The sequence below is a fragment of the Arthrobacter sp. MMS24-T111 genome, assembly GCF_054888995.1.
Genome location: NZ_JBTZRO010000001.1, coordinates 227,373 through 243,544, shown reverse-complemented (window position 1 = coordinate 243,544; position 16,172 = coordinate 227,373). Strand labels below are relative to the sequence as shown.

Sequence of the window (16,172 nt, the reverse complement as noted above, 5' to 3'; positions counted from 1 at the left end):
ATGAACCAGCCAATCCTCACTCCCGCCCTGACCGCGCTGCTCAAGGAATGGCTGCCGCAGCAGCGTTGGTTCCCCATCAAGACTCCCGACTTCGCCATGTCCCAAGTAGGCAGCCTGGGCCTGGCGGACCCCACCGGCCACGCCGCTTTGGCCGTGTTCCTCCTCAGTGCCAGCACGGACGGGCCCGACGGCGGCCGCCGCACCACCGTGGTCCAGGTGCCGTTGAGCTTCCGCCCGGCACCGGCCGGTGGCATGGAACGGGCGCTCGTGGGCGAAGCGGCAGGAACCGATCCCTCCCGCCCTTGGGTCTACGACGCCGTGCACGATCCTGATTTCGTCGGCGCCTGGCTGGAGCTCATCCGGCAGGAGGACAAGGCCGCAAGCGGGACCGCCACCGGACACCGCGTGGCCGGCCCATACCGGCTTCCCACCGCCAAAGGCGTGGTGAAAGTGCTGTCCGGAGAGCAGTCCAACAGTTCCGTCATCGTGGACGACGGCGAATCGGCGGCGATGGTGAAATTCTTCCGGGTGCTGTCCGACGGGACGAACCCGGAGATCGAAGTGGGGGCGGCGCTGACCACCGCCGGTACGCCCGAAGTGCCTGCAACCCTGGGCTGGGTCCGCGGAGAATGGCTGGGGCAGGGCAAGCCCGTCCAGGGCGAGCTGGCGGTAGCCCACGAATTCCTGGCCGGCGGCCGGGATGCCTGGCGGCTGGCAGTGGACGCCGCACGCCAGGGTGCCGATTTCACGGCGGAAGCACGGGCCCTCGGTGCCGCCACGGCCAACGTGCACCGGCGGCTGGCGGAGGCGCTGGGGCAATCAGCGGAGCCCAACGCCGGCAAGGGCATCGGACCCGCCGTAGCCCAACGCGTCCGCAGCGCCTGGGCGGAAGCCCGTGCCGCCGTCGGCCCCTATGACGCCGCTTTGGATGCCCTCCTGGCCGGCCTTGACGGGGCACCCACCGGCCCCCTGCAGCGCATCCACGGCGACCTCCATCTGGGCCAAATCCTGCAGGTCGCAGGGCAAACCGGTGGCCAGTCCCGGTGGGCCATCCTCGATTTCGAGGGCGAACCGCTGCGGCCCATCGCCGAACGGAACATCCCCGACGTGCCTCTTCGCGACGTGGTGGGAATGTTGCGGTCCTTCGACTACGCGGCCGGCGCCGCCCAACGCGAGCAGGAGGGCGCCCAGGTCCCCGACACTTGGGTGGACGACTGCGCGGACGCGTTCCTGGAGGGGTACGGGGCCGTCATTCCCGGCACGGTGGACCGGACCTCGCCCTTGTTTGTGGCATTGTGGCTGGACAAGGCGCTGTACGAAGTTGTTTATGAAATGCGTAACAGGCCCGACTGGCTGGCGATCCCCGTGAACGCTTCCAGGCGGCTCCTAAGCGGTAACGGCACCGGCGATCAGGCCGGCGCAGCATCGGAAGGTAACGAAATGACAGGCTCAGCACAAACTGACCGCCCGGGGGGTCCGCTGCACGTGGACGAAGGCACCCTGGGCAAGATCGCGAACGGTGAACACCACGCGCCCCATTCCGTCCTTGGAGCGCACCTGGACGACTACGGTCACGTCACCGTCCGGACCGTCAAGCACCTGGCCGAAGCAGTCGCCGTCGTAACCCAAGCCGGCGACGTACCTATGGAACACGAAGCCCACGGCGTGTGGGTTGCCGTCCTGGAACCCGTGCAGCAGGGCCATGTCCCCGACTACCGGCTCTCGGTCACGTACCCTGGCAACGAGCCGGTGACGGTTGATGAGCCGTACCGCTACCTGCCCACCGTAGGCGAAGTGGACCTGCACCTCATCGGCGAGGGCCGGCACGAGAAACTCTGGGAGGTTCTCGGTGCCCACGTCCAGCACTACAAATCTTCACTCGGAGACGTCAACGGTGTCTCCTTTGCCGTGTGGGCTCCCAACGCCCAGGCTGTCCGCGTCAAGGGCGATTTCAACGCCTGGGACGGACGCGAAAACTCGCTCCGCTCACTGGGATCATCCGGGGTGTGGGAAGTCTTCATCCCAGGGGTTGCAGCGGGCGCCTGCTACAAATTCGAAATCCTGACCCGCGGCGGATACTGGGTGGAAAAAGCCGACCCCCTGGCGTTCGGCACCGAAGTTCCCCCGCTCACGGCGTCCCGGGTGGTGGAACCCTCCTACGCCTTCAAGGACGCCGAGTGGATGGAAGCACGGGCCCAGCGCGATCCCCACAACTCGGCCATGAGCGTGTACGAGGTGCACCTCGGGTCCTGGCGGCTGGGACTTGGCTACCGGGAACTCGCCAAGGAACTGGTGGAGTACGTCAAATGGCTGGGGTTCACCCACGTGGAGTTCATGCCGGTGGCGGAACACCCGTTCGGTGGTTCATGGGGCTACCAGGTCACGTCCTACTTCGCGCCGACGTCCCGCTTCGGCCACCCCGACGAGTTCCGCTACCTGGTGGACACGCTCCACCAGGCCGGAATTGGCGTCCTGCTGGACTGGGTCCCTGCCCACTTCCCGAAGGACGCCTGGGCGCTGGCACGCTTCGACGGCGAGCCCCTCTACGAGCACTCTGATCCGGCCCTTGGCGAGCACCCGGACTGGGGGACCCTGATCTTCGACTTCGGCCGCACCGAGGTCCGGAACTTCCTGGTGGCGAACGCCCTGTACTGGCTGGACGAGTTCCACATTGACGGCTTGCGCGTGGATGCGGTGGCATCAATGCTCTACCTCGACTACTCCAGGAAGGAAGGCGAGTGGCGGCCCAACCGCTTCGGCGGCCGGGAAAACCTGGAAGCCATCTCCTTCCTGCAGGAAGTCAACGCCACCGTCTACAAGACACACCCGGGCGCCGTCATGATCGCCGAAGAGTCGACGGCATTCCCGGGTGTGACTGCCCCCACGAGCCACGGCGGCCTCGGCTTCGGTCTGAAGTGGAACATGGGCTGGATGCACGACTCGCTGAAGTACATCTCAGAGGACCCCTACAACCGCAGGTGGCACCACGGAACGGTGACGTTCTCCCTGGTGTATGCGTTCACGGAGAACTTCCTGCTTCCCATCAGCCACGACGAGGTAGTCCACGGCAAAGGCTCCATGCTCCGCAAGATGCCGGGCGACCGCTGGCAGCAGCTGGCAAACCTCCGCGCGTTCTTTGCCTACCAGTGGGCACATCCCGGCAAGCAGCTCATCTTCATGGGTACGGAATTCGGGCAGGAAGCGGAATGGTCCGAACAGCACGGGCTGGACTGGTGGCTGGCAGACATTCCGGCGCACAAGGGACTGCAGCTGCTGACCAAGGACCTCAACGAGCTCTACAAGTCAACGCCGGCCCTCTACACCCAGGACAACGTCCCGGCCGGGTTCCAGTGGATCAACGGGGGAGACACAGACCGTAACGTCCTCTCGTTCATCAGGTGGGGCACCGACGGCGAACCGATCGTCTGCGCCATCAACTTCTCCGGCGGCCCGCATGTCGGTTACACCTTGGGCGTGCCATCGGCCGGCGCCTGGTCTGAGGTCCTCAACACCGACCACACCAACTACGGCGGATCCGGCGTCCTCAACACTGGGGAGCTGACAGCCACCGCCGAGGGACAGGACGGGCAGCCGGCCACCCTGACGGTGACGCTGCCTCCGCTGGGCGCGTCCTACTTCAAGCCCGGAGCTCCCACCTCGGCCTGAGCACCCAAGGACTCTCCGCAGTGAGTCGGAAGGGCCCGGAATCCGACAGGATTCCGGGCCCTTCGCCTTGGCGAACCTGGCCGGGCGACGGCGGCCCAGGCAGTCGCTGCACGCCGACTGGCGATCCCGAATAAGTGGTGGTAGAGTTTATTTCCGCGCTGCTCCACGGAGTCAGGCGGACAACCGATCCCCCAAGCTTATGCTGAGGAAGATCGCGAACGCCGATTTGACACGCTGGAAGTCAGCCGGTAAGTTTGGAAAGTTGCTCCGGAGCGATCTGCGACTGTTTGTTTGGTTGTGGTGGTGCCGGGTGTGTCTGTTGTTTGAGAACTCAATAGTGTGCCAAGTTTGTTGATACCAATTGTTTTATGGATTGGTTGAATTGACTGGATCCGCCACCCCGTGGTGTGGTCTGGTTTTTACAGCTGGTTTCAAATTTTGTGCAGCCGGGTGTGGTGTTATTTCCACCTGCTTGGTTGTGTCTGTTTGTTTTCAACGGAGAGTTTGATCCTGGCTCAGGATGAACGCTGGCGGCGTGCTTAACACATGCAAGTCGAACGATGAACTGGTGCTTGCACTGGGGATTAGTGGCGAACGGGTGAGTAACACGTGAGTAACCTGCCCTTGACTCTGGGATAAGCCTGGGAAACTGGGTCTAATACCGGATATGACCTTCCATCGCATGGTGGTTGGTGGAAAGCTTTTGTGGTTTTGGATGGACTCGCGGCCTATCAGCTTGTTGGTGGGGTAATGGCCTACCAAGGCGACGACGGGTAGCCGGCCTGAGAGGGTGACCGGCCACACTGGGACTGAGACACGGCCCAGACTCCTACGGGAGGCAGCAGTGGGGAATATTGCACAATGGGCGGAAGCCTGATGCAGCGACGCCGCGTGAGGGATGACGGCCTTCGGGTTGTAAACCTCTTTCAGTAGGGAAGAAGCGAAAGTGACGGTACCTGCAGAAGAAGCGCCGGCTAACTACGTGCCAGCAGCCGCGGTAATACGTAGGGCGCAAGCGTTATCCGGAATTATTGGGCGTAAAGAGCTCGTAGGCGGTTTGTCGCGTCTGCCGTGAAAGTCCGGGGCTCAACTCCGGATCTGCGGTGGGTACGGGCAGACTAGAGTGATGTAGGGGAGACTGGAATTCCTGGTGTAGCGGTGAAATGCGCAGATATCAGGAGGAACACCGATGGCGAAGGCAGGTCTCTGGGCATTAACTGACGCTGAGGAGCGAAAGCATGGGGAGCGAACAGGATTAGATACCCTGGTAGTCCATGCCGTAAACGTTGGGCACTAGGTGTGGGGGACATTCCACGTTTTCCGCGCCGTAGCTAACGCATTAAGTGCCCCGCCTGGGGAGTACGGCCGCAAGGCTAAAACTCAAAGGAATTGACGGGGGCCCGCACAAGCGGCGGAGCATGCGGATTAATTCGATGCAACGCGAAGAACCTTACCAAGGCTTGACATGAACCGGATCGCCGCAGAAATGTGGTTTCCCCTTTGGGGCTGGTTTACAGGTGGTGCATGGTTGTCGTCAGCTCGTGTCGTGAGATGTTGGGTTAAGTCCCGCAACGAGCGCAACCCTCGTTCTATGTTGCCAGCACGTGATGGTGGGGACTCATAGGAGACTGCCGGGGTCAACTCGGAGGAAGGTGGGGACGACGTCAAATCATCATGCCCCTTATGTCTTGGGCTTCACGCATGCTACAATGGCCGGTACAAAGGGTTGCGATACTGTGAGGTGGAGCTAATCCCAAAAAGCCGGTCTCAGTTCGGATTGGGGTCTGCAACTCGACCCCATGAAGTCGGAGTCGCTAGTAATCGCAGATCAGCAACGCTGCGGTGAATACGTTCCCGGGCCTTGTACACACCGCCCGTCAAGTCACGAAAGTTGGTAACACCCGAAGCCGGTGGCCTAACCCCTTGTGGGAGGGAGCTGTCGAAGGTGGGACTGGCGATTGGGACTAAGTCGTAACAAGGTAGCCGTACCGGAAGGTGCGGCTGGATCACCTCCTTTCTAAGGAGCACCTACAGCAGTTGCTGTCCCGTGTATGCGGGGTGGTGGTGTTGTCAGGAGTAAAGGCCCGTTTCACGGACGAGTGTTTCGTGGCGGGTGCTCAAGGGTGGAATATCAGCAAATAGCGGTCGTGGTGTTTTTTGCTTGTCTTAGTACGAGCCAGTGATGGTTCTGGAACGGTGGGTGGGTGATGGCGCGGTTTAGTGTTTGGCACACTGTTGGGTCCTGAGGCAACAGGGCCATGGTCTGTTGGTTGTCCCTTTCGGGGGAGGGCTGGCGGGGTGTGGGTTTGTTTGTTTCTGGTTTCCTGGCTGCATCGATCATGCATGGGTGCGTCTGCTGTTGTGGGCGTGGTGTGTGGGGTGTGTGGTTTGGGGTTGTTGTTTGAGAACTACATAGTGGACGCGAGCATCTTGTATAAGAAGCAATTTCCAAGAATATGAACCTGGATCTGGCTGCGCTGTTGATGCCCTTCGTGGGTGTTGGGGTGTGGTTGGTTTCTGTGGTTCTCTCGAGAAATTTTTTTGATCTTTGTGGTCAAGTTTTTAAGAGCACACGGTGGATGCCTTGGCATTAGGAGCCGAAGAAGGACGTAGGAATCTGCGATAAGCCTGGGGGAGTCGATAACCGGACTGTGATCCCAGGGTGTCCGAATGGGGAAACCCCGCCGAGCGCGCGAGTGACTTGGTGACCCGTACCTGAACACATAGGGTGCGTGGGGGGAACGCGGGGAAGTGAAACATCTCAGTACCCGCAGGAAGAGAAAACAATAGTGATTCCGTTAGTAGTGGCGAGCGAACGCGGATCAGGCTAAACCGTTCCATGTGTGATAGCCGGCGGGCGTTGCATGGTCGGGGTTGTGGGACTTTCCATACCAGTTCTGCCGGGCTGGTGGGGTGTGATGTGCGCGCATAGGTGAACGGTTTTGAAAGGCCGGCCAGAGAGGGTGTTAGTCCCGTAACCGTAATGTGTTTGTGCCGCCTGTGAGAGTATCCCAAGTAGTACGGGGCCCGAGAAATCCCGTGCGAATCTGTCAGGACCACCTGATAAGCCTAAATACTCCCTAATGACCGATAGCGGACCAGTACCGTGAGGGAAAGGTGAAAAGTACCCCGGGAGGGGAGTGAAACAGTACCTGAAACCGTGTGCTTACAATCCGTCGGAGCAGCCTTGTAGTTGTGACGGCGTGCCTTTTGAAGAATGAGCCTGCGAGTTAGTGTTACGTCGCGAGGTTAACCCGTGTGGGGCAGCCGTAGCGAAAGCGAGTCTGAATAGGGCGTTGCAGTGGCGTGATCTAGACCCGAAGCGAAGTGATCTACCCATGGCCAGGTTGAAGCGACGGTAAGACGTCGTGGAGGACCGAACCCACTTCAGTTGAAAATGGAGGGGATGAGCTGTGGGTAGGGGTGAAAGGCCAATCAAACTTCGTGATAGCTGGTTCTCCCCGAAATGCATTTAGGTGCAGCGTTGCGTGTTTCTTGCTGGAGGTAGAGCTACTGGATGGCTAATGGGCCCTACAAGGTTACTGACGTCAGCCAAACTCCGAATGCCGGTAAGTGAGAGCGCAGCAGTGAGACTGTGGGGGATAAGCTTCATAGTCGAGAGGGAAACAGCCCAGACCACCAACTAAGGCCCCTAAGCGTGTGCTAAGTGGGAAAGGATGTGGAGTTGCCCAGACAACCAGGAGGTTGGCTTAGAAGCAGCCACCCTTAAAGAGTGCGTAATAGCTCACTGGTCAAGTGATTCCGCGCCGACAATGTAGCGGGGCTCAAGTACACCGCCGAAGTTGTGGCATTCAAGCATTGGCTAAGCCTTCGTGGTTCAGGTGTTTGGATGGGTAGGGGAGCGTCGTGTGGGCGGTGAAGTCGCGGTGTAAACCAGCGGTGGAGCCTACACGAGTGAGAATGCAGGCATGAGTAGCGAAAGACGGGTGAGAAACCCGTCCGCCGAATGATCAAGGGTTCCAGGGTCAAGCTAATCTGCCCTGGGTAAGTCGGGACCTAAGGCGAGGCCGACAGGCGTAGTCGATGGACAACGGGTTGATATTCCCGTACCGGCGAAAAACCGTCCATGTTGAACAGGGGATACTAACCGCCCGAGACCTGCCTGACACCCCTTGTGGGTGAAGGGTTTTGGTGGAGCGCGGGACCTGATCCTGGGAGGCAAGCGTATTAACAGGTGTGACGCAGGAAGGTAGCCGAGCCGGGCGATGGTTGTCCCGGTCTAAGGATGTAGGGCGAGTGGTAGGCAAATCCGCCACTCATGGTGCCTGAGATCTGATGGGACCCCCGTTTGGGGGGATTTGGTGATCCTATGCTGCCGAGAAAAGCATCGACGCGAGGTTTTAGCCGCCCGTACCCCAAACCGACACAGGTGATCAGGTAGAGAATACTAAGGCGATCGAGAGAATTATGGTTAAGGAACTCGGCAAAATGCCCCCGTAACTTCGGGAGAAGGGGGGCCCCAACCTTGATACACCTTCGCGGTGTGGAGGGGATCGGGGCCGCAGAGACCAGGGGGAAGCGACTGTTTACTAAAAACACAGGTCCGTGCGAAGTCGCAAGACGATGTATACGGACTGACTCCTGCCCGGTGCTGGAAGGTTAAGAGGACCGGTTAGCCTCACGGCGAAGCTGAGAATTTAAGCCCCAGTAAACGGCGGTGGTAACTATAACCATCCTAAGGTAGCGAAATTCCTTGTCGGGTAAGTTCCGACCTGCACGAATGGAGTAACGACTTCCCCGCTGTCTCAACCATAAACTCGGCGAAATTGCAGTACGAGTAAAGATGCTCGTTACGCGCAGCAGGACGGAAAGACCCCGAGACCTTTACTATAGTTTGGTATTGGTGTTCGGAGTGGCTTGTGTAGGATAGGTGGGAGACGTTGAAGCCCGGACGCCAGTTCGGGTGGAGTCATCGTTGAAATACCACTCTGGTCACTTTGGACATCTAACTTCGGCCCGTAATCCGGGTCAGGGACAGTGCCTGATGGGTAGTTTAACTGGGGCGGTTGCCTCCTAAAAAGTAACGGAGGCGCCCAAAGGTTCCCTCAGCCTGGTTGGCAATCAGGTGTCGAGTGTAAGTGCACAAGGGAGCTTGACTGTGAGAGAGACATCTCGAGCAGGGACGAAAGTCGGGACTAGTGATCCGGCGGTACATTGTGGAATGGCCGTCGCTCAACGGATAAAAGGTACCTCGGGGATAACAGGCTGATCTTGCCCAAGAGTCCATATCGACGGCATGGTTTGGCACCTCGATGTCGGCTCGTCGCATCCTGGGGCTGGAGTAGGTCCCAAGGGTTGGGCTGTTCGCCCATTAAAGCGGTACGCGAGCTGGGTTTAGAACGTCGTGAGACAGTTCGGTCCCTATCCGCTGCGCGCGCAGGAAATTTGAGAAGGGCTGTCCTTAGTACGAGAGGACCGGGACGGACGAACCTCTGGTGTGTCAGTTGTACTGCCAAGTGCACCGCTGATTAGCTACGTTCGGATGGGATAACCGCTGAAAGCATCTAAGCGGGAAGCTCGCTTCAAGATGAGATTTCCATACACATTTATGTGTGAGAGGCCCCCAGCCAGACCACTGGGTTGATAGGCCGGATGTGGAAGCGAGGACTAACGACTCGTGAAGCTGACCGGTACTAATAGGCCAACAACTTACACCACACAGATACATACAAATTCTGCTTGCGTCCACTATGTGGTTCCCAACCAACAACCCCCAACACCCGGGGTTTGATACGGCACGGAACCAACAACTGAATACAGCAACACCACAACCACCCCAACAAAAAGGGATGGTAGATGTTGTAACCACAAACTTCCCACCAACCCCCACAGGGTTGGGACGGGTAACAAGGTTACGGCGGTCATAGCGTGGGGGAAACGCCCGGTCCCATTCCGAACCCGGAAGCTAAGACCCACAGCGCCGATGGTACTGCACCCGGGAGGGTGTGGGAGAGTAGGACACCGCCGGACACACACCACTGGTCGAGGCCCCAACCAACATGGTTGGGGCCTCCCACATTTAACACCACCACCACAACCCCACCACCCCCGCTCACACCCGACAGGCAAAACCGCAACCCCCGCTCACATCCGACACGCCACCCACCAACCCCCGCTCACATCCGACACGCCACCCACCAACCCCCGCTCACATCTTGCGCGTCCTCAGGCAACGCCAGCTCACATCCCGGCGGGCGCCCGCAGGTAGAGTTGTTCCCCATGAGCAGCATCTTCAGCCATGCCCAGGACCCCTTCGAGGCGGATGGAAAGCCCGGTGCCGAATCCCTGGAACCGGTGGTCAACACCGTGGTGGTGCCCGGACCTGTCGCCCGGGCATTCGCCGGGTTCACGGACCACGCCCACCTGTGGTGGCCGCTGGAGCCGTATGGCGTCTATGGGGCAGCGTCGTACGTCGAATTCGAGGAGAACCTGATCCTCGAGACTTCAGACGACGGACGCACCAGCATCTGGGGAACCCTTGATGACTGGCAGCCGCCGCTCTCCTTCCACGCCACATGGCACCCCGGCACGACTGCAATGTGGTCCACCGAGCTTCTGGTGGCCTTCCGCGCGGTTGACGGAGGCACGGAGGTCCGGGTGGTCCATGACGGCTGGGAGGGCGCCGAGGACCCTGCTGCCGTCCGGGGACATTACCTGCAGGCCTGGCCCGTAATCCTCGACAAGTATGCCCGCTTCATGGGCGCCGCAGACCCGGCGAACTAGTTCAGGGCCGGCGGTACCGCCGTGCTGGTGCGGATCAGGAACTCGGTGGGGTACTCCTGGTCCTGGACCGGTGAAGGCGGCTGACCGCCGTCGGAATCCTTGCCGGCGTTCAGCAACGCCAGGGCGGTTTTGGCCGCCAGGTTGCCTTGTCCGCGCGGATCCTGCTTGATGGTGGTGAGGCCAAACGTCTCGCTGAGCTCATGTCCGTCCATGCCCACCACCGAGAGATCCTGCGGGATCTGCAGGCCGAAGTCGCGCGCGGCAAGCATGATCCCTATGGCCATCTCGTCGGACGCGGCGAACACAGCGGTGGGTCGTTCCGCGGATGTCCCCAGCAGCTGGCGCCCCACGGCGTACGCGCCCTGGATGGTGAAGTCCGCGTTCACCACCCACTCGTCCCGGACAGGCAGGCCTGCTTCGGCCATGGCTGCGGCAAAGCCTTTCTGCCTTAGCTTGGGAAGCTTGAAGTCCCGGTTCAGCCCTGCATCCCCGGTGATGTGGGCAATCCGGGTATGGCCAAGCCGGATCAGGTGGCCGGCCGCGCCCCTGGCAAGGCCTTCGTCGTCGATGCGGATGGTGGAGGCGCCCCGCAGGACGCCCCCAATGCCCACAATGGGACGATGGACCGCCAGCAACTGGCCTATTTCGTCCTCGCGAAGGACCAGTGCCACTGCGATGACGGCGTCCAGGCGCTTGCGCAGCAGGAAGTCGTTCAGGATGCTGCTGCGCCGCTCGGGTTGCTCCCCCACGTTGTAGAGGGTGAGGTCATACCCGGCGTCCAGGAGGGTTTCCGAGACTCCTTCCAGTACGGAGGAGAAGTACCAGCGCTGGACGTTGGGCACCACCAGCCCAATGTTGCGGTTGCGGCCGGACGCCAGGCTTGATGCGTGGTACGACGGAACGAACCCCAGCTCCCTGGCCGCTTCCTGCGCCAGACGGCGGCTTTTCGACGAGACATTGGACTTGCCGCTCAGGGCCCGCGAAACGGTGGCCACGGACAGGCCGGCCCGGCTGGCAACTTCTTTGATGCCTGCCAAGGTCAGTCTGCCGTGGTGTCAGGTCCAAGCTGCAACCAGGCAGTCTCGCCGGATGCGAGGGCATGGCCCGTGGATCCCGGCAGGCTGCGAAGGAGGACGTGGCCGGCCGGCATCTCCAGCGGCTCATGGTTCAGGTTCATAAGCACCAGCGTAGTGCCGTTCACATAGCCGAGTGAGGATCCGGTGCACCAGTCCTCTGCCCAGGACAGGGATCCCCGGCCCAGATCGAGTTCCCGGCGCCGCGCCAGGGCTTCACGGTACAGGGCCAGGTGCGACGACGGTGACTCCGCCTGCACGTCCCGGGCAAGTTCAGCGAAGGACGACGGAATCGGCAGCCAGGGATCGTTCCCGGAGCCGAAACCCAGGTGCCGGTCGTCGGCACGCCAAGGCAGGGGAACACGGCAGCCGTCGCGGCCAAGGCGCTGGCCGTTGGTCCGGGCGAAGGTCGGGTCCTGCCGCAGATGGCCGGGGATGTCGATGCCGTCAGGCAGCCCCAGCTCTTCCCCCTGGTAGAGGTAGGCGGCCCCGGGCAGGCCCAGCATGAAGAGTGAAGCGGCCGCTGCGCGGCGCCGTCCCAGGTCCTCGTCCGGCTGGGGATCGCCGGTCCCGATGCCGTCGCCGTCGCGCGGGCCGTGGCCGTTGTAGCCAAACCGGCTGGCATGCCGGACTACGTCGTGGTTTGAGAGGACCCAGGTACTCGGGGCACCGACGCCGTCCAGGACTGTCAGCGAGTCCGTGATAACTGACCGAAGCCGGTAGACATCCAGTCCGGCGTGGAGGTACGGGAAGTTGAATGCCTGGTGCATCTCGTCAGGCCGGACCCAGTGGGCCAGCCGGTGGAGGTCAACACTCGCCTCGGCACACAGAATCCGGTCCGGGCCGTATTCGTCCAGGATCTGCCGCCATCTCCGGTAGATGTCGTGGACGGCGGGTTGACCGAACATGGGTGCCTCATGGCCGGGGTAACCGTCGCTGCTGCCGCCGTCGGCACGGCCGCCCCATGCCGGCAGGCCCGGTGCCTTGACCAGTGCGTGGGCCACGTCCACCCGGAAGCCGGAGACGCCGCGGTCCAGCCAGAACCGGAGCACCCGCTCGAATTCTGCGTGAACCGCCGGGTTGTCCCAGTTGAAGTCCGGCTGGGAGGAGTCGAAGAGGTGCAGGTACCACTGGCCGCGCTCGCCGTCAGGTTCCACCACGCGCGTCCAGGCAGGACCGCCGAAGTGGGACTGCCAGTTGTTCGGCGGTTCCTGGCCTTCCGGGCCGGTCCCGTCCCGGAAGATGAACATGTCCCGCTCGGGGCTTCCGGCGGGCGCTGCAAGGGCTGCCTGGAAGGCGGGGTGCTGGTCCGAGCAGTGGTTGGGTACCAGGTCAACGATGACCCGCAGCCCGAGCCGATGCGATTCGGCCATCATGACGTCGAAGTCGCCCAGGGTGCCGAAGATCGGGTCCACATCGCAGTAGTCGCTGACGTCGTAGCCGGCATCGCGCTGCGGCGACCGGTAGAAGGGCGAGAGCCAGACGGCGTCCACGCCCAAGCCTGACAGGTGCGGCAGCTCCTCGGTGATCCCCGCCAGGTCGCCCACGCCGTCGCCGTTCAAATCACGGAATGAACGGGGATAGACCTGGTAGATCACGGCGGACCGCCACCAGCCGGGAATGGCGTCCTCGGCGTGGATCAGCGTCAATGGACCGGCAACGCTTGCAGTGTCCTGGGTCACAGTTTCGACAGACATGACAGTCAGCATAGCGGCTGGGGGCCGTAAAAATGAAAACGCTTCCATAACGTCCAGGCAAGCTTGTTGCTGTCGAAGGCGGGCGTTGCGCGCAACAATCTGGAAGCGATTGCATGCCCCGGAATGCCGGAGCGGCCAAGCGGGCGGCGCCTAGACTTGGTGGATGTGTCCGACGACGGGTGGAGGCTTTGTGGGAAGCATTGTTGAGCAACTGGAAGCCGTCTTGGCGCCCGGGCAGCTGGAACGCGGCGAGGCTGCGCTCCACCGCTACGCCATTGACCAGGCACCGGTCCTGGACTTCCAGCTACCCCTGGCCGTCGTGTTCCCCGAGTCCGTGGCCGACGTCCAGGCGGTAGTGCGGGCCTGCGCGGCCGGGGGAGTGGCGATCGTACCGCGCGGTGCCGGTACAGGAGTGTCCGGCGGGGCGCACGCCACCAGGAACTGCATTGTCCTCTCGCTGGAGCGGATGAACCGGATCCTTGCCCTGAACCCGGACGACGAAACGGCCGTGGTGGAGCCCGGCGTCGTCAATGCCGTCCTCAATGAGGCCGCCGCGGTGCACGGCCTCATGTACGCCCCGGACCCCGCAAGTTTCCGCAGCTCCACCATTGGCGGCAACGTAGCCACCAATGCCGGCGGCCTTCGCTGCGCCAAGTACGGGGTCACCAGGGACTCGGTCCTGGCCTTGGACGTCGTGCTGGCTGACGGCTCCCTGATCCACACCGGCCACCAAACCTTCAAGGGCGTGGCGGGCTACGACCTCACGGGCCTCTTCGTCGGGTCCGAAGGAACACTTGGGATCGTCGTCGGCGTCACGGTGCGCTTGAAGTACCTGCCCCGGGAAGTCCACACCGTTGCTGCGTTCTACCCGGACTTCAGGCTCGCCGCCGCAGGGGTCCTGGCCGTGGGCAAGGCGCGCGTCCAGCCGGCCATCATGGAATTGCTTGACGGCGGCACCCTGGCCCAGCTGGACGACATCCACGGCTCGGACCTCACGGCACGCGGAAAGTCCCTGCTCCTGGTTCAGACAGACGGGTTTGGAGCTTGCCGCCGAAGCAGACGTTGTACGCCAGGTCCTCAGGGCAGGCGGTGCCACCGTCACCACCGAGGCCAGTGCCGAAGCGGAACGTCTGGTGGAGCTCCGGCGGCACAGCCGGGGCACCGAGGTGGACGATGAATTCCGGGTGGGTGAAGACGTTGCGGTGCCTCGGTCCCGGCTGGTGGACTACGTGGCGGCGCTCGAGGCCCTCGCAGCCACCCAACGGGTGCACCTCAAAGTGGTGGCGCATGCCGGTGACGGCAACCTGCACCCCACCTTCTGGATCGACCGGCAGGGGGACAGCGTTGACGCCGACGCCATGGAACGCCTCCAGGCTGCCCTGGATGAGTCGATCACGGCAGCGTTGGCCATGGGCGGTACCATCACCGGGGAGCATGGCATAGGCCAGTACAAGCTTCGCTGGCTGGGCCAGGAGCAGCCCGGGCCGGTCCGGGAACTGCAGCACCGGATTAAGGGCTTGTTCGACCCTGCCGGAATCCTCAATCCCGGGAAGGCAATCTAGGGTTCAGTCGTCCGAGTCCGGGTATTCGTCGTCCGACTCATCGGCACCGTACCGGGACTCTTCGCTTTCCACCTCAAGGATCTTCAACATCTCGGTGTCGGGGTTCAGCATGATGGCTGCCTCGTCCCGCCGGTGCCGGAGGATCGAGTCGATGTAGGACTGCACGGCCTCGGCCAGTGGGATGTGGCGTTCCTGCTTTTCCGACATGTACCAGCGGTGTTCCAGTACTTCGTGGACCACCTCGGCGTGCTCCAGCTTGCCGGAAAGATCGCGCGGGATGGAGCGGACAATCGGCTCGAAGATCTGGCTCACCCACAGGTGGGCGCTGTATTCCTCGTCCATCTCCGGATTGTTGTCTGCCCGGAAGGAGTCCATGTCGTTGAGGAGCCGGCGGGCCTGGTTTTCCTGCGCGTCCAGGCCGGTAAGCCGCAACAGCCGGCGCTGGTGATGTCCGGCATCAACCACTTTGGGCTGCAGTTGGATGGTCGAGCCGTTCTGCGTGGTCTTGATGGCGTATTCCTCGACGTCGAAGCCGAGTTCGTTCAGGCGCCGGATCCGGGCTCCCACCCGCCAGCGTTCGCCAAGTTCGAAGGATTCCTTCTCCGTCAGTTCCGCCCACAGGCGCCGGTAGCTGTCCATGATCAGTTCACTGGTGGCGACCGGGTCCACTTTCTCCTCGATCAACCCGCCATCGAGCAGGTCCATCAGTTCACCGGCGATGTTCACCCGGGCAATCTCGAGATCGTATTCGCGCTGGCCGGTGGACAGGTCCGGGTAGAGCTCGCCGGTTTCGGCGTCCACCAGGTAGGCGGCGAAAGCGCCGGCGTCACGGCGGAACAGAGTGTTGGACAGGGAGACATCGCCCCAATAGAAGCCGATGAGGTGCAGCCGGACCATCAGGAGGGCCTGGGCGTCGATGAGGCGGGTCAGCGTGTCCTTGCGCAGCATCTGGGAAAACAGTGCGCGGTAGGGCATGGAGAACTTCAGGTGGCGGGTCACCAGGACCGGATTGAGCGGGCGCCCGTCCGGGGTGGTGCGTCCGGTGATCACGGCCACGGGCTCCACGCAGGGGACGTCCAGCCGGGCCAGCTTGCGGAGCATGTGGTACTCGTGGCGGGCCACGTGCTCGGACGTTTCCTTAATGGCGATGACCGAGCCGCCCAGGTGGGCGAAGCGCACGATATGCCTGGAAATACCGCGGGGGAGTGCGGCCAGGTACTGTGCGGGCCACTCCTCCAAGGCAATGTGCCACGGCAGGTCCAGCAGTTCCGGGTCGGCCGCTGCGGCCGTGATGTTCAGCGACGACGCTACCGAGGCCGCCTTGTTGTCGTCGGCGCTGGCCGCCACGAACCTCGGCAGTTTACCGATCTGCGCGTAGTCGGTGGGTTCGTCGTGCCACTGGGCGCTGTTTTCCTCGGTCATGGGTCAAT

General features: G+C 62.2%; 5 protein-coding genes, 3 rRNA genes and 1 pseudogene. 6 read left to right on the top strand and 3 right to left on the bottom strand.

The window, feature by feature from the left end:
• The 5 genes from ACX5I6_RS01075 to ACX5I6_RS01055 all read left to right on the top strand — a co-directional run bounded on the left by ACX5I6_RS01075 (position 1) and on the right by ACX5I6_RS01055 (position 10,410).
• On the top strand, positions 1-3,666 hold the full coding sequence (locus ACX5I6_RS01075) for a 1,4-alpha-glucan branching enzyme (protein ID WP_461839169.1): 3,666 nt from the start codon (positions 1-3) through the stop codon (positions 3,664-3,666).
• A gap of 492 nt (positions 3,667-4,158) precedes the next feature.
• Positions 4,159-5,683 (top strand): 16S ribosomal RNA (locus ACX5I6_RS01070).
• Positions 5,684-6,218: 535 nt separating this feature from the next.
• Positions 6,219-9,345, top strand: a 23S ribosomal RNA gene (locus ACX5I6_RS01065).
• A gap of 195 nt (positions 9,346-9,540) precedes the next feature.
• A 5S ribosomal RNA gene (gene rrf / locus ACX5I6_RS01060) occupies positions 9,541-9,657 on the top strand.
• Together the 16S, 23S and 5S rRNA genes form the textbook arrangement of a ribosomal RNA operon.
• Before the next feature lie 249 nt (positions 9,658-9,906).
• On the top strand, positions 9,907-10,410 hold the full coding sequence (locus tag ACX5I6_RS01055) for an SRPBCC family protein (protein WP_461839168.1): 504 nt from the start codon (positions 9,907-9,909) through the stop codon (positions 10,408-10,410).
• Here the strand turns inward: ACX5I6_RS01055 and ACX5I6_RS01050 are convergent.
• Together ACX5I6_RS01050 and ACX5I6_RS01045 are read right to left on the bottom strand one after the other, a co-directional pair.
• The gene (locus ACX5I6_RS01050) at positions 10,407-11,447 is read right to left on the bottom strand and encodes a LacI family DNA-binding transcriptional regulator (RefSeq protein ID WP_461839167.1); all 1,041 of its coding nucleotides are present in this window, start codon (positions 11,445-11,447) and stop codon (positions 10,407-10,409) included. The two genes, ACX5I6_RS01055 and ACX5I6_RS01050, sit on opposite strands and share 4 nt — an antisense overlap.
• Positions 11,448-11,449: 2 nt before the next feature.
• Positions 11,450-13,192, bottom strand: coding sequence for a glycoside hydrolase family 13 protein (locus ACX5I6_RS01045; protein ID WP_461839166.1), 1,743 nt, complete (start codon positions 13,190-13,192; stop codon positions 11,450-11,452).
• 151 nt (positions 13,193-13,343) lie between these two features.
• On the opposite strand from ACX5I6_RS01045, the pseudogene ACX5I6_RS01040 reads away from it, so the two are divergent.
• Positions 13,344-14,742, top strand: a pseudogene (locus ACX5I6_RS01040) (FAD-binding oxidoreductase).
• Positions 14,743-14,745: 3 nt separating this feature from the next.
• Here ACX5I6_RS01040 and ACX5I6_RS01035 read toward each other — a convergent pair.
• Positions 14,746-16,164, bottom strand: coding sequence for a DUF4032 domain-containing protein (locus ACX5I6_RS01035; protein WP_461839165.1), 1,419 nt, complete (start codon positions 16,162-16,164; stop codon positions 14,746-14,748).
• Between the last annotated feature and the right edge of the window lie 8 nt (positions 16,165-16,172).